Here is a 21,566-nt window from a genome sequence, read left to right as displayed (position 1 = left end):
GGTCACGAGTTCGGAACGTTCTCCAGCATCGCCTTCATGACGCCCTGGAACTCCTTGGTCACGGCCGTGTCCGTGGCGGGCGCCTGGTTGACGTCGATGCGCAGCACGGCGGCGCCGGAGACGTACACCGCGCGGTAGGCGGTGTGGTCAGACAGGACCGCCTTGAAGACCGCGACGGACTGCGGGAGCCCGGCGTGGTCGCCGACCGGCTGGAGGTTCGTGCTCGCCGCCGGCTTCTGCATGGCCTTCGCGAGGCGGTTCGCGTCCTCGACACTCTTGGTGTTCACCAGCAGGACCGAATAGTCGAACGGCGTGTTGGTCGACGCCTGGCAGGTGACGTACGCGGAGCCGGTGGACTTGATCGAGTCCGCCTCGGCCGCGGTCAGGAACTCCTTGTCGACGGCGTCGTCGACGCCCATCGTGCCGTTCTTCTCACTGGCCTTGCCCGGCATCGGCGGCACCCGGGTCGGCGCGACGCTCGGCGGCGGTGCGGTGGTCGACGGCGCCGACGTCGGGCTGTTCGACGTGGACGGGTTCGCGACGGAGTTCGAGTCGCCGCGCAGGCCGAACCACCAGATGGCGAAGCCGGCGAGCAGGACGACCAGCACGGCCGCAACGATGCTGATGCCCTTCTTCTTGCCGGACTTGCTCTTCGTCTCGAAGTAGGACTCGGGGCCCTGGCGCATCCAGCTCAGGTCGTTCGCACCGTGCTGCGCTCCGGCATCGCCGCCGCCCCACGGCGGCGCGGCGGACCCCGGCGGCACCTGGTTCCAGCCCGGCTGCGCGGGCGGCTGCTGCGTGTATTCGCCGTAGTTCGGCTGGTACTCGCCGGTGTTGCGGACCACCTGGGTGCGCTCGGGGCTGTCGTCGGTGTTCGGCGGCGGCGCGAACCCGCCGGGCGGCGAGAACGGCTGCGACTGCACCGGCGGCACGAAGGCGGTCGCTCCGGCACCACCGGGCTGGGCCTGCTGCTGCGCGTGCCAGGCCACCGCCTGGGTGCGCTCGGCGTCACCGCCCGCCTGGTTCGGCTGCGGGATCCCGCCGGGCGGGCTGATCGGAGTGATCACCTGGGTCTCGTCCGCACTGGACGTCGACGGCTGCTGCGGCAGCTGCTGGTTCTCCACGCCGACGGCCGACGAAAGCACCTGGTCGCGCCGGAGCCGGTAGTCGTCCGCGGACAGTTTTCCCGCCGCGAGCTCCTCGTCGAGCCGACGCAGCTCCTCCTGCCAGGACACCAGGAGCCCCCTTATTCCGGTCCGATCGGCCGGCCACCGGCCGATCCGACTTCGCCTGTCCGAATGCCATGCACATTGTGCACTTCAAGCCACCCCGGCCGACCTGCGGGTCCCCTTGTCACCCGGGCGCCCGCGGCCGGCCGTTCAGCCGGGCGGCAGGACGGCCGTGACGCTGTCGCGGATCGCCTCGAGCCGGACCCGCAGCTCGGCCGAATCCCCGGTTTCCCGCTGGGACACGCCGACACCCACCACGACAGCTCCCGAGGAGTACCAGAGGATGGCGACCCAGCCGTCGCTCCCCCGCTGCGTGTACATCAGGTCGTCGTCGGTGGGGCCGATCCGGGTGGCGGCCAGGTGCGCCCCGGAGAGGTTGTTCCGCAGCGCCGCCGCGAGGTGCTTCGCGTCGAAGACGGACAGCGTCGGGATCGCCATCAGCAGGTTCCCGTTCCGCGCCTTCGCTTGGTCGGACGACGCGCGGAAGATGATCTCCCGGGCGTTGTGGGCTTGAAGCTGCTTCGCGTCGGCTTGGGTGATGACCTTGGCCTCGAGCGCCTTGTCGACCGACATCGTCGAATTGGCGTCGTTCGGCTTGCCCGGCAGCGCCGGCAGCCGCTCGGCGAGCGGGATCGACGGGTCGAGGGCGCTGTTCGTCGGCGGCGCGGCGGTCGTCGGCATCGGCGGCAGCGCGGCGTCCGACGGGTCGTCGGTCCGGGTGCCGAGCCAGTAGGTGCCCGCGACGACGAGGACGAGGACCAGCACCACCCCGAGGGTGAGGAACAGCCAGACCGGCCGGCCCTGCCGGTCTTCGCCGCCGACTCCGGCGAACCGGTGCCGGTGCCGGCCGGGCTCGGCCTCCGGGTCCGGTGGCGCGCCGGCGTCCGTCGCGACCGGCGGGAACCGGCTCAGCGGCGGCGGCTGCGGCACCTGGCCGTCGACGCGCAGGTACCTGGTCGGGACGATGTCGGCCGGGCTCGGCGCGGTGGTCATGTGGTCCGGCAGGACGGGAATCCCGCTCGGTGACGGCGTTTTCGCGGCCTGCGGCGACCGCATCCAGGGCCGTTCCTGCGGAGTCACCGGCCGCGGCACGGGCCGCGGCGTGAGAGCCGGCTCGGCCGGCGGGACGGACGCGGGGTTGGTGCTCTGCCAGGAGCGTGGCCCACCCGGCCGGCGCAACGGCGAAGGCACCGGCGAGGGCACTGTAGAACCGGACGCGGCGGCGAGGAGCTCGTCCCGTTGCTTGCGGTGCGTCGCAGGCTCGATCCGCCCGGCTGCCAGGTCCGCGTCGAGTCGGCGCAGATCATCCTGCCAGGTCATGCTCGACCCCCATCCACCGTTCGGGGCATCAGTCTGGCACGAAGGGCCGACCTGCGAGGTTGCGGTTTGCGGTTGATCCGCAACGTAGCGGAAGAAGTGGGGTTTGTGGAGCCTTCCCCGGGCGGCCGGCAGCTTGACCCGAAGGTGTGACTTCCGCCGTGTCGATGAACGCCGTCCCACTCCCGGACGCCCACTGAGCAGAGCATCGGCCGGGAGAGGAGGCGCCGTGATCTGGATCTGCCTGGTCTCTGTCCTCGCTGTCGTGTTCCTGGTCCGCGCGTTCCGCGTGGTGCGCCGGGTCAGGCGGAGTGGCGCGGGGTGACCAGACCCGACTCGTAGGCGAGCACCACCAGCTGCGCCCGGTCGCGGGCGCCGATCTTCGTCATGATGCGGCTGACGTGGGTGCGCGCCGTCGCCGTGGAGATCACGAGCTGGGCCGCGATCTCGTCGTTCGACATGCCGCCCGCCACCAGTCCCAGCACTTCGCGCTCGCGGTCGGTGATCTCGCGGACGGCGCTCGTGTCGATGCGCCGGTTCTCCGGGCGGCCGACGAACTCCTGGATCAGCCGCCGCGTCACCGTCGGCGCCAGCAGCGCTTCACCGCTCGCCACCACCCGCAGCGCGCGCAGCAGCTCGACCGGCTCGGTGTCCTTCAGCAGGAACCCGCTGGCGCCCGAGCGCAGGGCTTCGTAGACGTACTCGTCGACGTCGAAAGTGGTCAAGACCAGTACCTTCGTCCCGGCGAGGTCGGGGTTCGCGGTGATCCGGCGGGTGGCTTCGAGGCCGTCGACGCCCGGCATCCGGACGTCCATCACCACGATGTCCGGCCGGTGTTCGATCGCTCCGGCGACCGCCTGCTCGCCGTCGCCGGCCTCGCCGACGACCTCGAAGCCGTCCTCGGTCTCCAGCAGCACGCGGAACCCGGCGCGGACCAGGACCTGGTCGTCGGCCAGCAGGACGCGGATCATGCTTCCCCCTCGATCGGTAGCTCGACGCACACTTCGAAACCGCCGTCGACCGGCCCGGCGGTGCACCGGCCGCCGAGCGCGGCGGCGCGTTCGCACATGCCCCGCAGGCCGTGGCCCGGCGTCGGCTGGGCGGTGCCGCGGCCGTCGTCGCACACCCTCATCGTGAAGGTCCCCGGCTGCCGTTCGAACCGGACCTCGACGTGGTTCGGCTGGTCGGCGTGCCGGACGACGTTCGTCAGCGACTCCTGCAGGATCCGGTACGCGGCCGCGTCCACGGGCGCCGGGAGGTCGCCGGCCTCGCCGTGGACGTCGACCGTGAGCCCGGCGTCGCGCGCGTGTTCCAGCAGCTCGGCGGCCTGGGCGAGGCTCGGCGCGGGCGCCTTGTCCTCGCCCGAGCGCAGCACGGCCAGGGTCGCGCGCAGGTCCTTGAGCGCGGACGCGCTGGCCGCCTTGATGTTGAGCAGCGCCTCCTTCGCCTGCTCGGGCCGCCGGTCGGCGACGTGCGCGGCGACGCCCGCCTGGACGTTGATCATGGCGAGGCTGTGCGCGACGACGTCGTGCACCTCGCGGGCGATCCGGAGCCGTTCCTGCTCGGCGAGCCGGTGGCGGTGCTCGTCGGCCTGCTCGCGGCGCGCGGCGAGCGCGTCGAGCTGGTAGCGGACGGCCGTCCCGACCCCGATGACGGCGATCAGCCACACGACGACGAACCCGGCGCCGGCCTCCAGCGTGAACGACCTGGTCGTGACGACGTGCGCGAGGTAGGCCGCGGCCAGCGCCGCCGAGCCGGTGCTGCCCGCGGTGAGCGGCCCACGCTGGCGGGTCAGCACGAACAACGCGATGGTCGGCACGAGGATGACCGGCCCGCCGGGCAGGCCGGAGGCGTAGTAGCCGAACGCCGAGGCGGCCGTGACCAGGAAGAGCGTCAGCGGGAAGCGGTGGACCAGCAGCAGGGTCAGGACGGTCGCGGCCAGCCAAGCGACGCCGGGCGGGGTCAGCGGCGTCGCCCCGGGCTGCCACCGCGAAGACGCGCTGGTCGCCCCGAGCACGAACCCCAGGACGATGACCGTGCGCACGACGCGCCCCACCCACGGGGACGTGCTCGGCCATCTCATGCTGCGAAAGCTACCGGTCACCGGGCCGCGGCGCGTCCGTCCTGAAGCGACTCCCGGCGTACGTCCGGCGTCGTAGTCACTCGAACATGAGCGGCAGCTTCGCCGCCGTCTCCTCGTCGGCCGGGGTGTAGGTCGACACCGTGATCTCCGAGCGGCGGCCCGAGTAGAGGTAGGTGAAGTTGAACCGCAGCAGCCCGACGTCAGGGTGCATGTATCGCTTGGTGCGGATCGGCTCGGAGTTGACGTCGTGGTGCGGCCAGAGCTCGGCGAACAGCGGCGACTCCGCCTTGAGGCGCTTGACCAGGTTCTTCCACGCCGGCTCCGCGACGTGCTCGGCCATCGCCGCGCGGAAGGACGCGATGACGCGCGGGATGTTCGTGTCCCAGTCGAGCATCCGCTCGCGCCACTGCGGGTTGAGCAGGCACTGGACCAGGGTGTTGCGATCCTCGAACGGGATCCCGTCGACGTCGCCCATCAACCAGGTGTAGCCGCGGTTGTAGCCGAGCAGGTCGCAGCGGGCGTTGCGCACCGCGACCGGGTACGGCTCCAGCTTCTTCAGCATCATGTCCAGCTGCGGAGAGATGACCTGGCAGTCCTTCTCGCTCTCCGGCTCGGGCGCGCCGGCCAGGCGGAAGAGGTGCGTGTGCTCGTGCGGGTCGAGGCGCAGCGTGCGCGCGATCGCCTGCAGCACCTGCTCGGACGCGTTGATGTCGCGGCCCTGCTCGAGCCACGTGTACCAGGTGACCCCGACGCCGGCGAGCTGCGCGACCTCTTCGCGGCGCAGCCCCGGCGTCCGGCGGCGGCCCAGCAACGGGAGGCCGACCTGCTCGGGCGTGATCCGCTCACGCCGGCTGCGCAGGAACCTCGCCAGCTCTTGGCGGCGGAGCTCGGATTCGACGGCGGTGGTCATGGTGCCAGGATCGCACGCGCTCGAAACTGGTACCAGGTAGTGGTGGTACCTGGATAAACAGCAACTGGTACCAGTTTAACTTCGGGGTGATCGTAGTACTCATGACCACGACTGAACTCGCGCCGAGCACCCTCGGCGCCCCTGCCCGGCCGGGACTGACCCCCGCCGGCCTGGTCACGGTGCTGCTGGGGGCGGCACTGCCGATCATCGACTTCTTCATCGTCAACGTCGCGCTGCCGACGATCGATGCCGACCTCCACGCGTCCACGGCGACCCTCGAACTGGTGGTGGCCGCCTACGGCATCGCGTACGCGGTGCTGCTGGTGGTCGGCGGCCGCCTCGGCGACTCGTTCGGCAGGCGGCGGCTGTTCTTCGCGGGGCTGTGGCTCTTCACGTTGACGTCCCTGGCCTGCGGAATCGCCCCGACGGCGACCACGCTGGTGATCGCCCGCGCCGCGCAGGGGGCGGCGTCGGCGATGCTGCTGCCGCAGGTCCTCTCGATCATCCAGGCGACGACGTCCGGCGAAGAGCGTTCGCGCGCGCTGGGGCTTTTCGGAGCGACGGGCGGCCTGTCGACGGTCGTCGGGCAATTGCTGGGCGGCGGTCTGGTGGCGGCGGACCTGTTCGGCACCGGCTGGCGCCCCATTTTCCTGGTGAACGTGCCGATCGGCCTGGTGGTGCTGGTGATGGCGCGCCGACTGCCGGAGAGCCGCGCGCACAACCCGCTGGGCGTCGACCGCCTCGGGACGTTGTTGCTGGCGACGACCCTGCTGTCGTTGCTGGTCCCGCTGATGGAGGGCCGCGCCCTGGGCTGGCCGGTGTGGTCGATCGTGCTGCTGGCGCTGTCGCCGTTCTCGGCCGCGGCTCTGGTGCACGTCGAACGGCGCCTGGAGCGGCTGGGCGGAACCCCGCTGCTGCCGCCGTCGGTGATGCGGCTGCCGAGCGTCCGGCGTGGCTTGATGGTGGCGGTGCCGTTCTTCGGCGCGTTCGGCTCGTTCATGTTCGTGTTCGCGATGACGCTGCAGGAAGGTCTGCACTTCGGGCCGCTCGGCGCGGGCGGCGCGCTGACGCCGTTGGCGGTCGCGTACTTCACGGTGTCGATGCTGAGCAGCCGCCTGGTGGCGCGCTACGGGCAGAAGGTCGTCCCGGTGGGCGGCGCGATCACGGCGCTGGGCATGGTGGCGCTGCTGTGCACGACGCTGGCGACTTGGCCGAACGTGACGATCTTGGATCTCGCGCCGGCGATGGTGGCGATCGGTGCCGGGAACGCCTTGGCGATGACGACGCTGTTCCGGATCGTGCTGTCGCACGTCCCGACGGATCTGGCCGGGGTCGGGTCGGGTGTGATGACGACGAACCAGCAGACGTCGCTGGCTTTGGGAGTGGCGACTTTGGGGAGTCTGTACGCGGCGCTTTCGGGCTCGCTGGGAAGCCGGGACGCGTTCGCGCTGGTGATCGGGGTGGTGGCGGTACTGGCGACGATCGTGGCGATCACCGCGCGGCGGCTGCCGGATCCGCGGGGCTGAAAAAGTCCGGCGTTCACCCGTCGGAAAAGTCGCGCGCCGGACGACTATGAGGGTGTGACGGAACCACGGGTGCGACCGGACCCGGCCTTCGCGCTGCTCGGGCTCTACGAGACCGCGCTGCCGGAGGTCTACGGGTACCTGCTGTCCCGGTGCGGTGATCGGACGCTCGCCGAGGAGCTCACTTCCGAGACGTTCCTCGGGGCGGTCGCCGCCTGTCGCAAGGAGTACGCACCTCCAGTGAGCACCGGGTGGCTGATCGGCGTCGCCCGGCACAAGCTCGCCGACCACTGGCGGCGCAAAGAACGTGAGGAACGCGGGCTGCGGCTGGTGGCCGACAGCACCGTCAGTGATCAGGACGTCGTGGACCCGTGGGACGAGCGGCTCGACGCCCTGCGCGCGAGACAGGTGCTCGAATCCCTCGGGTCGCACCACCGCGCGGCCCTGACCCTGCGGTACGTCGACGGCTTGGGCGTGCCCGAGGTCGCCGGCCACCTGGGGCGCAGCGTGCACGCCACCGAGGCGTTGCTCGTGCGGGCCCGTGCCGCGTTCCGGCGCGCTTACGAGGAGAAGGAGGGTCGCGATGCCTGAGCCTTTCGACGCGCTTCGCCGGCCCTCCGAGCGGGTCGGTCCCGACCCGGACTTCGCCGCCGAACTGCGCGACAACCTGCGTCGCGTCATCTTGAACGGAGCCGATATGACCACCACTTCAGAGGCGCCGGCGAGCACCGCCGAACTGCGCTCGTTGACGCCCTACCTCGCGGTGTCCGACGCGCGCGCCGCGCTCGACTTCTACGTCGAGGTCTTCGGCGCCGTGCGGCGCGGCGAGCCGATCCTCATGGACGACGGCCGCATCGGGCACGCCGAGCTGGCCATCGGCGACGCGGTGCTGATGCTCGCCGAGGAATACCCGGAGATCGGGCACGTCGCGCCGCAGGCGGGGGGCGCGTCGGTGCGGGTGGAGGTGCCGGACGCGGACGTCAGCGTGGCCCGGGCGCTGGAGCTGGGCGCGACGCTCATCCGCGCGGTGAGCGACTCGTCGTACGGGCGGGGCGGCTCGTTCCGCGATCCGTTCGGCCAGCGGTGGCTCGTCTCGCAGGCGTCGCCGAAGCCCGAGCCGCAGCCGAAGCAGGGCGAGTCGATGTACTTCACGTTCCAGGTCCCGGACGCCGAGCCCGCGAAGACGTTCTACGGCGCGGTGCTCGGCTGGCAGTTCTCCCCCGGCTCGACCGAAGGCGCCTGGGGCATCGAGGGCCACGGCCGTCCGGGCGGCCTCTGGGGCGGGCCGGGCCGCCAGGTCGGCTGGAAGCTGATGTTCGCGGTGGACGACCTCGACGCGGCCCTGACCCGGGTCGGCGAACAAGGCGGCCAGGCGGGCGAAGTCGAGAACCACCCGTACGGGCTGACCGCCGACTGCACGGACAACCAGGGCATCGAGTTCTGGCTCTGGCAGCAGCCGGCGGGTCGTGAGTGAGAAACAGTGTTAGAACACTGTTTCTCACTCACGACCTCGGCTAGCGGCCCGCGGCGTAACCCTGCATGCCGCGGGCGTTGGCCGCCGCGCGAAGAAGACCATCAGAGCGCGAGACCGCCGACAACCGGCCGAGCGCCCAGTCGCCCGCGTCGACCAGTGAGTGGCCGCGGGCGCGCAGGGCGTCCAAAGTGGACGCTCCCAGCCGGGACTCCACCACCAGCTCGCGCGGGTTCCACGAACGCGGGTAGAACGAGCTCGGGAACGCCGTCGTGTGCCACGCCGGCGAATCGATCGACTCCTGGAGATTCAGGCCGCCGTACACGTGGGCCAGCCAGAAGCACAACTGCCACTGGTCCTGCTGGTCGCCGCCCGGAGTGCCGAACGCCAGCGTCGGAACGCCGTCGCGCAGGGCCAGGGACGGCGACAGCGTGATGCGCGGACGCTTGCCGGGCGCCAGGGAGTTCGGCAGGCCCTGCTCCAGCCAGAACATCTGCCCGCGCGAATCGAGGCAGAAGCCCAGCGACGGGATCGTCGGGCTCGACTGCAGCCAGCCGCCCGACGGCGTCAGCGACACCAGGTTGCCCGCCGCGTCGACGACGTCGAGGTGCACCGTGTCGCCGCGGGTCTGGCCCTGGGGGCCGACCGTCGGCTCGCCCGTCGCGCCGCCTTCCGCCTGCACTCCTTGCAGTGAGTCCAGAATCGCCGGGAGCCGGGCGGGACCACGAGCGTCTCCCGGGCGAAGCTCGGCAGACGCGGAATCACCGATCAGTGCCCGCCGGGAATCCGTGTAGGACGCGGAAAGCAGCACGTCCAGCGGCACGTCCGTGTCGCCGTACCAGGCCTCTCGGTCCGCGAAGGCCAGCTTCGCCGCTTCGGTCGCCAGGTGCACCGTGCGCTCCGACGGCACGCCGTCCACATAGGACAGCTCGTCGCCGAAGCCGTGCATCAGCAGCGCCTGCTGCAGCAACGCCGGACCCTGCGTCCAGCCACCCATCTTGACCAGGCGCCAGTCGCCGACGTCCACCGACGCCGGTTCCTCGTACGACGCCGACCACGACGCCAGGTCGTCGCCGGTCAGCAGGCCGGCGTGGTCGCGGCCGGAGTCGTCGCGGAACGCCTGCTTGCTGAACTCCTCGATCGCCTCGGCGACGAAACCCTGTGACCAAGCACGACGTCCCGCGTCGATCTGCGCTTCCCGGCCCGAAACAGACTCCGCCTCGCGCAGCAGCCGCTCCCAGGTGTCCGCCAAGACAGGGTTTCGGTGCAGGCCGGCAGCAGGCTTGCCGTCCGGCATCCAGAGCGCCGCCGACGTCGGCCAATGCTCGGTGAACAGCCGCTCGACGGCGCGGATCGTGTCGCCGACCCGCGATACCAGCGGGACGCCGTTGCGCGCGTAGCCGATCGCGTACGTCAGCACCTCGCGAAGCGACTTCGTGCCGTAGTCGCGAAGCAGCAGGAGCCAGCCGTCCCAAGCGCCGGGGACGGTCGCCGGGAGCAGGCCGCTGCCCGGGATCAGCTCCAGCCCCAGCGACGCGAAGTGCTCGGGCGTGGCCCCCGCGGGCGACGGGCCTTGACCGGCCAGCGCCCGCGGGGTCGGGTCGTCCGCCGTCACGAAAAGGCCTGGTACCTGGCCCGCCGGTCCGCAGAGGTGCGGTTCGGCGACCTGCAGGACGAACCCGGCGGCGACCGCCGCGTCGAACGCGTTGCCGCCGTCTTCCAGCACCGCCATCCCGGTGGCCGAAGCCAGCCAGTGCGTCGATGCCACCATCCCGAAGGTGCCGGCCAGCTCCGGCCTCGTCGTGAACATGCCCCGATAGTACGCATTGCTAAGGAACTTTTACCAGACAGCGTTTACCAAGACGTCGGGCGACGCCGTTCCGGCTCGTACGGCTGCGTGATGATTTCCATCCCGTTGCCGCCGGGATCGAGGAAATAGACCCCGCGGCCGCCGTGGTTGTGGTTGATTTCGCCGAGCTGCTTTCCCATCGGGTCGGCGTGGTACGTCACGCCCGTTTCGACGAGCCGCGCGAACACGGCGTCGAAGTCGTCCTCCGGGATCAGGAAGCAGTAGTGCTGCAGGCGCAGGTCCTCTTCGGGGATGGTCGCGAAGTCCAGCCGGACGCCGTTGCGCGTCTCGACGGGGACGAACGGACCCCATTCCTCCCCGACTTCGAGGCCGAGCAGGTTCGCCAGGAATTCGGCGGATTCCCGGTTGTTCCGGGACGGGACGATCAAATGATTCAATTCAACGGAAACGGATACTGACACGAGTGAAATGCCTCCGGGGCACTCCCGCCACCTCCATGCCTCACCCAGCCGGTGACCGACACGCGATGCCGTGCGGCCAGCCTAGCCAACAGACGCGCGTCAAGACACCTTGATTCGCGCCGTCGCCCGCGGCCGCCCGACGCCCTGCCAGGAGAGCCCTGCCTCGACGATCACCCGCGGGTCGAGCAGGTTGCGCGTGTCGACGACGTCGATGCCGTCCATGAGCTGGGCCATCGCCGCCCAGTCGAGGTGCTTGAACTCGGCCCACTCGGTCAGCACGACGACGACGTCCGCGTCCTTCGCGACCTGGTAGGCGTCGTCGACCACGGTCATCCCGTCGATCCCGCCGTCGACGGCCGGGTCGTAGGCGGTCAGCTCGGCGCCGAGCGCGCCCAGCACCGACGCCACGGCGAGCGCGGGCGAGTCGCGCAGGTCGTTCGTACCCGCCTTGAACGCCAGGCCGAGCACGCCGATCCGGGCGCCGGCCAGCGTGCCGCCGACCGCGCCGGCGATCTTCGCGACGATCCGGTCGCGCTGGGCGATGTTCTCGTCGATGGCCGAGGTCAGCATCTTGAAGTCGTAGTTCACCGACTCGGCCACCTTGACCAGCGCACTCGTGTCCTTCGGCAGGCACGAGCCGCCCCAGCCCGGGCCGGGCTTGAGGAATGTCCGGCCGATCCGGCGGTCGTGGCCCATGCCCTCGGTGACGAGGTCGATGTCCGCGCCGAGCCGTTCGCAGAGCTCGGCGATCGAGTTGACGTACGAGAGCTTCAGCGCGAGGTAGCAGTTCGCGGCGTACTTCACGAGCTCCGCGCTCGCCGCGTCGGCGACGACGACCGGCGCGTCCAGCTCGGCGTACAGCTCGCCGACCCAGTGGGCGGCGGCGAAGTCGGCCGACCCGACGACGATCCGGTCCGGGCCCAGGAAGTCCGCGACCGCGGTGCCTTCGCGGAGGAACTCGGGGTTCGACACCACCGGCACGTCGGTGCGGCCGAGCATCTCCTGGATCCGCTTCGACGTGCCGACCGGCACGGTCGACTTGGTGACCAGCGCGCAACCGGCGGGCAGGACGTCGCCGATCTCGGCGGCCACGGCCTCGACCGCGCGCAGGTCCGCGGAGCCGCCCGCGCCCATCGGCGTCGGCACGCAGAGGAACACCGCCTGGGCGTCGCGGACCGCGTCACGCGCACCGACCACGAACTGGAGGCGGCCGGTCGAAATCCCGCGGGCGACCAGGTCGGTCAGCCCCGGTTCGAGGATGTCGACGCGCCCCGCGGCCAGGCGGGACACCTTCGCGCGATCGACGTCCACGCAAGTGACGCAATGACCCAGACTGGCCAGGCAGGCCCCCGTGGTCAAGCCGACGTAACCGGTACCTACCACCACGATCCGAGCTGGCGTCATGGTGCTGAAGGTGACAGCCGGAGTTGACCACGACGCTAACGGGAACGGTCGCCCCCGAGAGCGGTGAGCGAAGACACGAACCGCCCGTGCGAACGAGCGTTAACCTGTGATCGGAGTCAGAGCAGCGAAGGGAACCGCAAAGATGCAGATCACCGACACCGCGGCGCTCGTCACCGGGGGCGCGTCCGGCCTCGGCGGGGCGACGGCGAAGGCCCTCGCGGCCAAGGGCGCGCGGGTGTTCGCGCTCGACTTGGCGCCGTCCATCGAGAAGGCCGAGCAGGTCGACGGCATCACCTACGTCGAGGCCGACGTGACCGACGTCGAGCAGGTCGAGGCGGCCGTCGCGACCGCGGCCGGGTCGGGCGCGCCGCTGCGGACCGTGGTGAACTGCGCCGGCATCGGGCCGTCCGCGCGGATCCTGTCCAAGAAGGGCCGGCACGACCTCGCGCTGTACGCGAAGGTCATCCAGATCAACCTGATCGGCACGTTCAACGTGCTGACCGTCGCGTCCGAAGCGATCGCCAAGACCGAGCCGCTCGAGGACAACGCCCGCGGCGTCGTCATCAACACCGCGTCGATCGCCGCCTTCGACGGCCAGATCGGGCAGGTCGCCTACTCGTCGTCCAAGGGCGGGGTCGTCGGCATGACGCTGCCCGCGGCGCGCGACCTGGCTTCGCACGGCATCCGCGTGCTGACCATCGCGCCGGGCATCGTCGACACCCCGATGCTCGCCACCGTCAGCGACGAGTTCCGCGCGACGCTCGCCGCCGGCATCCCGTTCCCGAAGCGCCTCGCGCGGCCGGACGAGTACGCGCAGCTCGCGCTGTCGCTCATCGACCACGACTACCTGAACGGCGAGGTCGTCCGCATGGACGGCTCGCTCCGGATGGCCCCGCGCTGACCCGTCCCGCCGGGGCACGGCTCGTGCCCCGGCGGTCTTGATCAGCGGGAGAGGCGGACCTCCAGGCCGATGCCGTCGGTCGTCACCGAGCAGCCGCCGAAAGCGCTCTCCGCGGCCAGCGCCTCGAACTGCTCGCGCGTGAACGCCCGGCGCCGCAGCCACCCCAGCGTCCGCCGGACGGTGAAGCCGCTGACCGCGCCGACGTTCATCCCCGCCACCTCGCGGTCGATGTCCGCGCCGGTGGCCTCGTGGTTCAGGTCGTGGATCACCGCGAACCCGCCCGGGCGCAGCACCCGGTGCATCTCGTTCAGCGCCGCCACCGGCTGCCGGAAGTTCTTGAACGCGGCCTGGCAGACCAGGAAGTCGAACGACTCGTCCGCGAACGGCGCGTGCGTGACGTCGCCCTGCCGGAAGTCGACGCCCACCCCGTCCTTCCGCGCCTGTTCCAGCGCGATCTCGACCATCGTGTGGCTGATGTCGAGCCCGGTGACGCGGAAGCCGCGCTTCGCCAGCTCGACGGCGAAGAAGCCCGGCCCGGGCGCCACCTCCAGTACGTCGGCGCCCTCCGTCAGCCCGGACGTGACCTCGGCGGCCTGGCGCCGGTACTGCGCGAGCTGCGGCTCGGTGCCCCGGTTCTTGGCGTACCAGCGCGCCTGGAAGCCCTCCATCTCGGGCACCTTGTGCTTGCGAGTGGTCTCCATCGGTTCCTACCTCCGAGCCGCTGCCGTAGCAGGGTGATCGCCTGGTCGGGGCCGAGTGTCTTAGTCGACGAACTACTCAGAGATCGAACATGTACGGGACTTCGGTCTGCGCCCGCGCGTCGATCCACTCCCGCAGCGCGCGCGTCGCCAGGACGTCGTCCTCGTTGTAGCTCAGCAGCCGTTCGCGCTGGGCGGCGTCCGGTGTCTCGCCGTCCATGCCGACGGCGTCGCGGTACCAGCGCATCGACGCCTCGCCGCCCGCCTCCGGATCGCGCCAGGAGAACCCGGCGACCGGGGCGATCACCTTCAGGCCCTTGCCCTGGGAGCACAGGAACTGGTCGGTGACGCTGCGGAAGAGGTCGACCCACTCCTCGGAGTCCACAAAGGACTGAATTTCCTTCTTCGCGGGGACGCCCGGGTGGTCGCCGAAGCGCTCGACCGAGCCGAAGAGCCAGCGGTTCTCGGCGAGCGCGTTGTAGCAGTAGGCGCGGAACGTCAGCCCGGCCGCTTCGGTGCGCTCGCGGACGTCGGTGAGCCAGGCCCAGAACTCCGCGAAGGACCGCGCCTCGTCGTCGGTGGGCAGCGGGTCCCACGTCGCGAAGGCGCGGTAGCCGGGCGCCAGCCCGATGTCGGCGCCGGTCAGCAGGCAGCCCCAGAGGTACGCGCCGGCGTCGCCGAAGCTCTCCATGTCGACGTCGACCTCGACGTCGGCGCGCGGGACCTCGACGCGGTCGACGCGGCGCACCAGCGTCAGGTCGGCCAGCCACGCGCGGGCGAGCACGACGGCGTCCGGGAACGTCACGCCGGTCCAGTTGACCTCCGGCGCGTCGCCGGTGGGGTCGAGCGCGGCCAGCTTGTCCACAGTGGACACGCCGGCGCGGCGCAGCTCCACCGCGTCCTCGCCGCGGACCACGAGGCTGACGTCGCGGGTCTCGGTGAGCACCACCTCGCACGTCGGCCACCACGGGCAGCGGCGGCACTCCAGCACGCGCGACGGCTCGGCCAGCGGCTCCTCGCCGTTCGCGGCCGCGGTGGCGATCGCGAGCCGGTCGGCGAACCGGACCTGGTACTCGGTGAGCGCGCTGCGCCCGCCCGGCCAGGTACCCGCGGTGAGGTCGTGCCAGACGACGACGTCGGCGTCGAGGCCGATGACGCCGCCGAGGGTGAGGCTCTCGTCGGCCTGCCCGAGCGTCTGCAGCATGCGGCGGATGTGCACGAGCCGGAGCTGGTCGCGCGGCTGCGACCGGACCTTGCGGCTCTCGTCGGCACCGCGGTGCGCCGGGTCGAGGTCGGTCGGCCCGGTCACGATGGCGCCGGTGCCGCGGTCGGTGATGCGGTGGCGCACGACGAGCACCGGCACGTAGCCGCGGCCGGTGCGCACGAGCAGGTCGATGCCGCCGCGCCGGTGCCCGGCCGGGTCGACCGGCAGCAACGCGCCCCAGATGTAGGCGGCCTCGGCGGCGAAGGCCTGTTCGGTGAGCTCGACGCGCTCGTGGGCCGTGAGGTCGCGGGCGATCTTCACCCAGTGGCCGGGGTTGGCCGCCATCAGCCGCGTGACGATGTCCTCGCGGTGGGCGGTCGCGTCGTCGATCCGCTGCTGCGCGGTGGGGTCCGGCGGGGAAAGCGGTACCTCGCGCATCGCCGGGTCGTGCTCCAGGTGCACGCGGCGGCGGCAGCGGCTGACCGCTCCCGCGTCGAGTACCACCTCGCCTCTCATGGAGATCACTCTAGATTCCCACCGCCGAGCCGACATGCCCGCCACCCGGGCGACCAGTAAGTTCGACCTCGACACGTCGCAGGAGGTGCCATGGCGCGCAAGGCCAAGGTCGAGGGTGAAGCCAGGTTCACCCCCAAGAAGGCGAAGAACGCGATCGCGGTGGCGAAGGTGCTCGGTCCCGTCGTGATCCCGGTGGTCGCGCCGTTCGCGGTGCGCGCGGCGGGCTCCGCGCGGGAGCTGTACGACCGCTACCAGGCACGCAAGCTCGGCGTCGCGGTGGATCAGCTGGGCTCGTACACCGGTCGTGGCGCGGCTCTGCACGCCCGCATGGCCGGCGTCGCCGACGGCTGCCGCGATCTCCAGAAGTCCGAGAAGGCGTCGAAGGCCGACCAGGAGTTCGCGAAGGACTCGCTGAGCACGCTGGAGCAGCTGTCGGCGTCGGTCCGGGCGGCGGAGCGGATGCCGGCGGCGCGGCGGAAGTCCGTGCACCGCGCGGTGCACGGCGAGCTGGAGCGGCTCGAAGGCAAGCTGCTGCACCGGCTGGGGATCTGACCCGGCCCCCCAGGTCGTAGCTTTCACGCGAAAGCTACGACCTGGGCGCCGAGCTTTCACGTGAAAGCTCGGCCTGGGCTACTTGACGAAACCCTTCGAGACCATCCAGGCGTGGGCCACCTTGCCCGGGTCCTGGCCGTCGACGTCCACCTGCTTGCACAGCTGGACCATCTGCTCGTTGGTGAGCGCCGCGCCGACCGTTTCCAGCGGGCCGCGGATCTCCGGGTGCGCCTTGACGAACTCCGTGCGCAGCGTCGGGACCGCGTTGTACTGCGGGAACGCCTTCTTGTCGTCCTCGAGCACCCGCAGGTTCAGCCCGGAGATCCGGCCGTCGGTGGTGAACACCTCGCCGACCGGGCACGTGCCGCCCGCGACCGCCGAGTAGATCGTGCCGATGCCGAAGTTCTCGATCTTCGGGTTCTGGAAGCCGTAGGCCTTCACCGCGGCCGGGAAGCCGTCCTGGCGGCTGGTGAACTCCGTCTCCAGGCAGAACACCGCCTGGTCGGGCTTCTGCTTGATGAACGCCGCGAGGTCGGACGTCGTCTTCAGGTTGTTCTTCGCGCCGTACTCCTCGGTGACGGCGAACGCGTACTGGTCGTTGAGCGGCGAGTAGTTCAGCCACGTGACGCCGAACTTCTCTTCGTCCGCCTTGGCCGTCGCCTCGTACTGGGCCTTCTCACCACCGGGCACCGGGAGCTCGTTGCCCTGGTAGTTGATCCAGCCGGTACCGGTGTACTCCCACGTGACGTCGGTCTGGCCGGACAGCAGCGCCTGCCGCGACGAGTTGGACCCCTTGATGTCGGACAGGTCGACGACGTCCGCGCCCGCCGCGGACAGCGCCATCTCGGACAGGTACGCCAGGATGATGTTCTCGGTGAAGTCCTTGGACCCCACCGTCACCTTCAGGCCCTGCAGCGACGGGATCGGCTGGATCGTGCCGGGCTGGATGTCGTAGGGCACCGCCTGGTTGACCGTCAGGCCGCACGCGGAGAGCGTCGCGCCCAGTACCGCCACGCCGAGGACTGCCGTAATGCGCCGCAGTTTCATCGCAGCCCCTTCGGTCCGAAGAACTGTTCGGCGACCGCGCCCAGCCAGTCGACCAGCAGCGCCAGCGCGACGGCCAGCACCGAGCCGGTCACCAGCACCGAGGTCAGGTTCAGCTTGTAACCGGTGTCGATCAGCAGCCCGAACCCGCCGGCGTTGACGAACATGCCGAACGTCGCCGTGCCGACGGCCAGGACGAGCGACGTGCGCAGGCCGGCCAGGATCAGCGGGACGGCGAGCGGCAGTTCGACCCGCCACAGCACCGCGGTCGCCGACATCCCGATGCCGCGGCCGGCGTCGATCAGCGACTCGTCGACCTGCTGGATGCCGACCATCGTGTTCCGCAGCACCGGCAGCAGCGAGTAGAAGGCGAGCGGCAGCGCCGCCACCCACAGCCCGCCGACCGCGCCGGTGACGATGAACCACAGCACCAGCACGCCGAGCGCGGGCGCGGCCTGGCCGATGTTGGCGATCGCCAGGAAGATCGGCGCGAGGAAGCGCGCCCACGGCCGTGTCACGATCACGCCGAGCGGCACGGCGACCAGGACGACGATCGCCGTCACCACGAGCGTCATCAGCACGTGGTCCCACAGCGCCGTGAACAGCGAAGACGCGTTGAGCGTCTCCTTCTCGGTCGCGGTCAGCCCGCTGGAGAACACCCAGATCAGCGTCACCGCGACGATGACCAGCACCACGACGGGCTGGGCGAACAGCCGGACGCGTTCCGCGCGCTTGGAGCCGGACTCGGTACTGAAACCGGTATCGACGGCAACCGTCATGCGGACACCTCCTCGCTGTTCGTGTGCTCCTCGCGCAGCTGCTGGATGGTCGCGATCACGGTGTCCAGCTGGATGGTGCCCGCGTACTCGCCGCGCGCACCGGTCACCGGCACCGAACCGCCTTCGGCGAGCATCGCCTCGAGCGCGTCCTGCAGCGTCGACTGCAGGCTGACGATGTCCCGCAGCGGCTTGCCCGCGGTGGCCAGCGACGCCCCCGGGGTCAGGTCGCGGACGTGCACCCAGCGCGTCGGGCGGCGGCGGGCGTCCAGGACCAGCGCGAAGTGCTTGCGCCCGTCCTCCAGCTTCTTGCGCAGCTCGGCCGGGTCGTCGGAGACCGACACGGTCAGCGCGTCCTGCGCCAGCTCGACGTCCCGGACCCGCAGCAGGGTCAGCTGCTTCAGCGACGCGCCCGCGCCGACGAAGCCGGCGACCGTGTCGTTCGCCGGGTTGGCCAGGATCGCCTCGGGCGTGTCGTACTGCATGATCGACGACTGGTTGCCGAGCACCGCGATCTTGTCGCCGAGCTTCACGGCCTCGTCGAAGTCGTGCGTGACGAACACGATCGTCTTCTTCAGCTCCGTCTGCAGCCGCAGCAGCTCGTCCTGCAGGTTGCCGCGGGTGATCGGGTCGACCGCGCCGAACGGCTCGTCCATCAGCAGCACCGGTGGGTCCGCCGCCAGCGCGCGGGCGACGCCGACGCGCTGCTGCTGGCCACCGGAGAGCTGCCGCGGGAAGCGGTCGCGGAATTCGGCCGGGTCGAGCCCGACCAGGTCCATCATCTCCTCGACCCGGTCGTTGACCTTCTTCTTGTCCCAGCCGAGCAGGCCCGGCACGACCCCGATGTTCTGCGTCACGGTGAAGTGCGGGAACAGGCCGGCCTGCTGGATCGCGTAGCCGGTCCGGCGGCGCAGGGTGTCGACGTCGAGCTTCAGCGCGTCGTCGCCGCCGATGGTGATCTTGCCGGACGTCGGCTGGACCAACCGGTTGATCATCCGCATCGTCGTGGTCTTGCCGCAACCGGACGGACCGACGAAAACCACGATCTTGCCGGCGGGCACGACCATGGAGAAGTCGTCGACCGCCGCTTCACGGGTCCCGGGGTACCGCTTGGTCACGTGCTCCAGCTCGATCTCGACGCCGGAGACTTCCTCGTTCTCAGCCACGGACACCCCTAGAAATGGTGAAGCGCTTGATCAGGACGTAAACGCCGTCGAGCAGCAGGGCGAGGATGACGACCCCGACCGTGCCGGCGACGGCTTGGTTCAGGGAGTTCGTGCTCCCCGCGTTCGTGAGCCCGGAAAAGACCTCCGCGCCGAAGCCGGGACCCTTCGCGTAGGCGGCGATCACGGCGATGCCCATCAGCATCTGCGTGGCCACCCGCATGCCGGTGAGGATCGCCGGCCAGGCCAGCCGCAGCTCGACCCGGGTGAGCACGCCGAAGCGGCTCATCCCGATCCCGCGCGCGGCATCCGTGATCGCCGGGTCGACGCCGTCGAGCCCGACGATGGTGTTCCGGACGATCGGCAGGAGGCCGTAGAGCACCAGCGCGATCACGGCCGTCGTCGGACCGAGTCCCGAGATCGGGATCAGCAGGCCCAGGAGGGCGAACGACGGGACCGTCAGGATCGTGCTCGCCAGCGCCGTGGCCACCGCCGAACCGACCGGGCTGCGGTAGACCGCGACCCCGATCAGCACGCCCAGCACCGCCGCGAGGATCGTGCACTGCACCACCATGCTGGTGTGCAGGTAAGCCTCCAACCAGAGCTTGCTCGCCCGGTCGGAGATGTAGTCGAAGAGGTTCATCCGTGTCCGCTCTCCCGCCTTTGTGCAGGCCTTCACCCGAACGGGCTAATTCCTGACCGACGGCTCAGTACCCAGCGCGAGGCCGGGCCAAACCCCCGTTTCGGCCCACCGGTTCCGCCCACCTTGGCCTTCCCGGCCGTGATCGGCAACAAATGACCTGAACCACGGCGTGGCGCGGTCCGTGAACTCGGTGTGTGCTCACTTCACGGAATCACACGTTCACGCGGGAGCAGGTCCCTTAGGCTGCTCCTCATGAGCGTTCCGGCACGGCGTCCCGCCGTGCTCGGTGCTACCCGGGGCATGTCGCTCGCCGTGTGCGCCACAGCACTGTCCGTGACCGCGCACCGGCTCGCCGACGGCGGCCTGCCCGACCCGGCGATGACCGTGCTGCTCGCCGGTCTCTTCGGCTGGACCACGACCGCGCTGGCCCGCAAGGCGCGCGGGACGGTCGCCACGATCGCCCTGCTCGGCGCCGCTCAGCTCGTGATGCACCTGCTGCTCACCACGCTGGCCGACCACCACGTCCACGACATGGACGCGATGCCCGGCAGCACCGGGCTCGGCATGGTCACGGCCCACGCCGTCGCGACCTTGCTCACGGCGCTCCTGCTCGCCCGCGCGGACGCGATGCTCCTCACGGTTCTCGCCGTGCTGCGCGCGATCCTGCCGCGGCTGCTCAGCTCGCTGCCGATCCCGGCGGCCCCCGCGCTCGTGCCGGTGCGCGTCGACGCGCCGGGCCACCTCGTCGGCGTCGACCTGCGCCGGATCCGCGGGCGGCGCGGCCCACCCGTCTGCTCCTGACACCCAGCTCATCCCCCCGCGACGGCCCGGTCCCCGAATCGAGCCGTTCCCCTTTCTTGAGTTCATCAGGAGTGAACCCATGTCCCAGCACGTCTTCAAGCGCGCCGGCTTCCTCGCCGCCACCGTCGGTGTCGCCGGCCTCCTCGGCGCGGGCGTCGCCTCGGCGCACGTCACCGCCAACGTCTACGGCCCGCAGCCCACGAAGGGCGGGTACGCCGCGATCGTGTTCCGCGTGCCGAGCGAAGAGCCGACCACCATGACCACCAAGGTCGCCGTCGACTTCAAGGCCGACTACGGCGTCGGCTCGGTACGGACCAAGCCGGTCCCCGGCTGGACCGCCGAGGTCACGAAGTCGAAACTGCCGACCCCGATCACCAAGGACAACGGCACCCAGATCACCGAAGCCGTCACCGCGGTGACGTGGACCGCGCAGCCGGGCAGTGAGCTCAAGGCCACGGACTACCAGGAGTTCTCGGTCAGCTTCGGCCCGCTGCCGACCAACGTGGACCAGGTCGAGTTCCCCGCGCACCAGACCTACAGCGACGGCAAGGTGGTCGACTGGACCCAGGCGACCCCCGCGGGCGGCGAGGAGCCGGAGCACCCGGCACCGGTCGTGAAGCTGGCCGCGAAGGCGGCGGAAGGCGACGAGCACGCCGGGATGTCCGCGGACACGGCGTCGACGACCGGCGAGCACACCGAAGCCGCCGCGGGGACGTCGGACAACACGGCCCGCTGGCTCGCCGGGGCGGGCCTGCTCGTCGGCGCCGTCGGTCTCGGCGTCGGGGCCGGCGCGACCATCCGGGCCCGCAAGGCCACGGCGAAGTCGGGAGGCAACAGCTAAATGCGCGGTGTGCCTATCGTTACCAATCCGACCGGCAGTCACGGCGGAAACCCTCGCCTGGCGCGGATCGGCTGCGGACCGTGTCCGCCTGCTTTCGGCCGGATTGGCAAGGCGCTCGTCGCGCTGGCGTTGACGGTGGTGGGGGGGGGGGGGGCCCCCCCCCCCCCCCGGGCGCGGCACCTGCGGGTGTGATAGGGACCGGGGGGCGGGGGGTGCGGC

Annotated in this window: 21 protein-coding genes; 7 read left to right on the top strand and 14 right to left on the bottom strand. The window is 70.9% G+C overall.

Annotated features, from left to right (window positions below):
* Positions 1-2: 2 nt before the first annotated feature.
* The 5 genes from AB0M59_RS12440 to AB0M59_RS12420 all read right to left on the bottom strand — a co-directional run bounded on the left by AB0M59_RS12440 (position 3) and on the right by AB0M59_RS12420 (position 5,539).
* Entirely contained in the window at positions 3-1,235 is a 1,233-nt protein-coding gene (locus tag AB0M59_RS12440; RefSeq protein ID WP_364612998.1) for a hypothetical protein, read from the bottom strand.
* 144 nt (positions 1,236-1,379) lie between these two features.
* On the bottom strand, positions 1,380-2,549 hold the full coding sequence (locus AB0M59_RS12435; protein WP_364612995.1) for a hypothetical protein: 1,170 nt from the start codon (positions 2,547-2,549) through the stop codon (positions 1,380-1,382).
* 299 nt (positions 2,550-2,848) lie between these two features.
* The gene (locus AB0M59_RS12430) at positions 2,849-3,517 is read right to left on the bottom strand and encodes a response regulator transcription factor (protein ID WP_364612992.1); all 669 of its coding nucleotides are present in this window, start codon (positions 3,515-3,517) and stop codon (positions 2,849-2,851) included.
* Entirely contained in the window at positions 3,514-4,629 is a 1,116-nt protein-coding gene (locus AB0M59_RS12425; protein ID WP_364612989.1) for a sensor histidine kinase, read from the bottom strand. Before AB0M59_RS12425 ends, AB0M59_RS12430 begins: the two co-directional genes overlap by 4 nt.
* Positions 4,630-4,705: 76 nt before the next feature.
* Complete coding sequence (locus tag AB0M59_RS12420) at positions 4,706-5,539, bottom strand: helix-turn-helix transcriptional regulator (protein ID WP_364612986.1); 834 nt, start codon at positions 5,537-5,539, stop codon at positions 4,706-4,708.
* Positions 5,540-5,640: 101 nt separating this feature from the next.
* Between AB0M59_RS12420 and AB0M59_RS12415 the strand changes: the two genes are divergently transcribed.
* Genes AB0M59_RS12415 through AB0M59_RS12405 form a run of 3 tightly spaced genes read left to right on the top strand, consistent with a single transcriptional unit; the run spans position 5,641 to position 8,536 of the window.
* A complete protein-coding gene (locus AB0M59_RS12415; RefSeq protein ID WP_364612983.1) occupies positions 5,641-7,065 on the top strand; it encodes an MFS transporter in 1,425 nt (474 codons plus the stop codon).
* Positions 7,066-7,119: 54 nt separating this feature from the next.
* Entirely contained in the window at positions 7,120-7,653 is a 534-nt protein-coding gene (locus AB0M59_RS12410; RefSeq protein ID WP_364612980.1) for a sigma-70 family RNA polymerase sigma factor, read from the top strand.
* Positions 7,646-8,536: a VOC family protein gene (locus tag AB0M59_RS12405; protein ID WP_364612977.1), complete on the top strand. Its 891-nt coding sequence runs from the start codon at positions 7,646-7,648 to the stop codon at positions 8,534-8,536. Before AB0M59_RS12410 ends, AB0M59_RS12405 begins: the two co-directional genes overlap by 8 nt.
* A gap of 40 nt (positions 8,537-8,576) precedes the next feature.
* On the opposite strand, the gene AB0M59_RS12400 is transcribed toward AB0M59_RS12405, so the two are convergent.
* The 3 genes from AB0M59_RS12400 to AB0M59_RS12390 all read right to left on the bottom strand — a co-directional run bounded on the left by AB0M59_RS12400 (position 8,577) and on the right by AB0M59_RS12390 (position 12,208).
* Entirely contained in the window at positions 8,577-10,343 is a 1,767-nt protein-coding gene (locus AB0M59_RS12400) for a gamma-glutamyltransferase (RefSeq protein WP_364612974.1), read from the bottom strand.
* 44 nt (positions 10,344-10,387) lie between these two features.
* Entirely contained in the window at positions 10,388-10,771 is a 384-nt protein-coding gene (locus tag AB0M59_RS12395) for a VOC family protein (protein ID WP_364612971.1), read from the bottom strand.
* Between the two features lie 132 nt (positions 10,772-10,903).
* The gene (locus tag AB0M59_RS12390) at positions 10,904-12,208 is read right to left on the bottom strand and encodes a UDP-glucose/GDP-mannose dehydrogenase family protein (RefSeq protein ID WP_364612968.1); all 1,305 of its coding nucleotides are present in this window, start codon (positions 12,206-12,208) and stop codon (positions 10,904-10,906) included.
* A gap of 142 nt (positions 12,209-12,350) precedes the next feature.
* Between AB0M59_RS12390 and AB0M59_RS12385 the strand changes: the two genes are divergently transcribed.
* Complete coding sequence (locus AB0M59_RS12385; protein WP_364612965.1) at positions 12,351-13,109, top strand: SDR family NAD(P)-dependent oxidoreductase; 759 nt, start codon at positions 12,351-12,353, stop codon at positions 13,107-13,109.
* Positions 13,110-13,150: 41 nt separating this feature from the next.
* Here the strand turns inward: AB0M59_RS12385 and AB0M59_RS12380 are convergent, their stop codons facing one another.
* Both AB0M59_RS12380 and AB0M59_RS12375 read right to left on the bottom strand, forming a co-directional pair.
* Positions 13,151-13,810, bottom strand: coding sequence for a class I SAM-dependent methyltransferase (locus AB0M59_RS12380; RefSeq protein WP_364612962.1), 660 nt, complete (start codon positions 13,808-13,810; stop codon positions 13,151-13,153).
* A 76-nt stretch (positions 13,811-13,886) separates the two neighbouring features.
* Positions 13,887-15,527, bottom strand: a complete 1,641-nt coding sequence (locus AB0M59_RS12375; protein WP_364612959.1) for a TM0106 family RecB-like putative nuclease — start codon at positions 15,525-15,527, stop codon at positions 13,887-13,889.
* A gap of 90 nt (positions 15,528-15,617) precedes the next feature.
* Between AB0M59_RS12375 and AB0M59_RS12370 the strand changes: the two genes are divergently transcribed.
* A complete protein-coding gene (locus AB0M59_RS12370; protein WP_364612956.1) occupies positions 15,618-16,079 on the top strand; it encodes a DUF6474 family protein in 462 nt (153 codons plus the stop codon).
* 78 nt (positions 16,080-16,157) lie between these two features.
* Here the strand turns inward: AB0M59_RS12370 and AB0M59_RS12365 are convergent, their stop codons facing one another.
* Genes AB0M59_RS12365 through AB0M59_RS12350 form a run of 4 tightly spaced genes read right to left on the bottom strand, consistent with a single transcriptional unit; the run spans position 16,158 to position 19,705 of the window.
* The gene (locus AB0M59_RS12365; RefSeq protein ID WP_364612953.1) at positions 16,158-17,126 is read right to left on the bottom strand and encodes a glycine betaine ABC transporter substrate-binding protein; all 969 of its coding nucleotides are present in this window, start codon (positions 17,124-17,126) and stop codon (positions 16,158-16,160) included.
* Complete coding sequence (locus AB0M59_RS12360) at positions 17,123-17,902, bottom strand: ABC transporter permease (RefSeq protein ID WP_364612950.1); 780 nt, start codon at positions 17,900-17,902, stop codon at positions 17,123-17,125. Before AB0M59_RS12360 ends, AB0M59_RS12365 begins: the two co-directional genes overlap by 4 nt.
* A complete protein-coding gene (locus tag AB0M59_RS12355) occupies positions 17,899-19,065 on the bottom strand; it encodes an ABC transporter ATP-binding protein (RefSeq protein ID WP_364612947.1) in 1,167 nt (388 codons plus the stop codon). The genes AB0M59_RS12360 and AB0M59_RS12355 overlap by 4 nt, the downstream gene beginning before the upstream one ends.
* Positions 19,058-19,705 carry an ABC transporter permease gene (locus tag AB0M59_RS12350; protein WP_364612944.1) on the bottom strand — a complete coding sequence of 216 codons (648 nt, stop codon included), beginning with the start codon at positions 19,703-19,705 and terminating at the stop codon, positions 19,058-19,060. The genes AB0M59_RS12355 and AB0M59_RS12350 overlap by 8 nt, the downstream gene beginning before the upstream one ends.
* A 252-nt stretch (positions 19,706-19,957) precedes the next feature.
* On the opposite strand from AB0M59_RS12350, the gene AB0M59_RS12345 reads away from it, so the two are divergent.
* The gene (locus AB0M59_RS12345) at positions 19,958-20,506 is read left to right on the top strand and encodes a hypothetical protein (RefSeq protein ID WP_364612941.1); all 549 of its coding nucleotides are present in this window, start codon (positions 19,958-19,960) and stop codon (positions 20,504-20,506) included.
* A gap of 79 nt (positions 20,507-20,585) precedes the next feature.
* A complete protein-coding gene (locus AB0M59_RS12340; RefSeq protein WP_364612938.1) occupies positions 20,586-21,347 on the top strand; it encodes a YcnI family protein in 762 nt (253 codons plus the stop codon).
* The last annotated feature ends 219 nt before the right edge of the window (positions 21,348-21,566 follow it).

Source organism: Amycolatopsis sp. NPDC051371 (genome assembly GCF_040682155.1).
Classification (GTDB): Bacteria; Actinomycetota; Actinomycetes; order Mycobacteriales; family Pseudonocardiaceae; genus Amycolatopsis.
The sequence above is the reverse complement of the archived record's forward strand: the minus strand, read 5'-3'. Positions and strand labels throughout refer to the sequence as shown.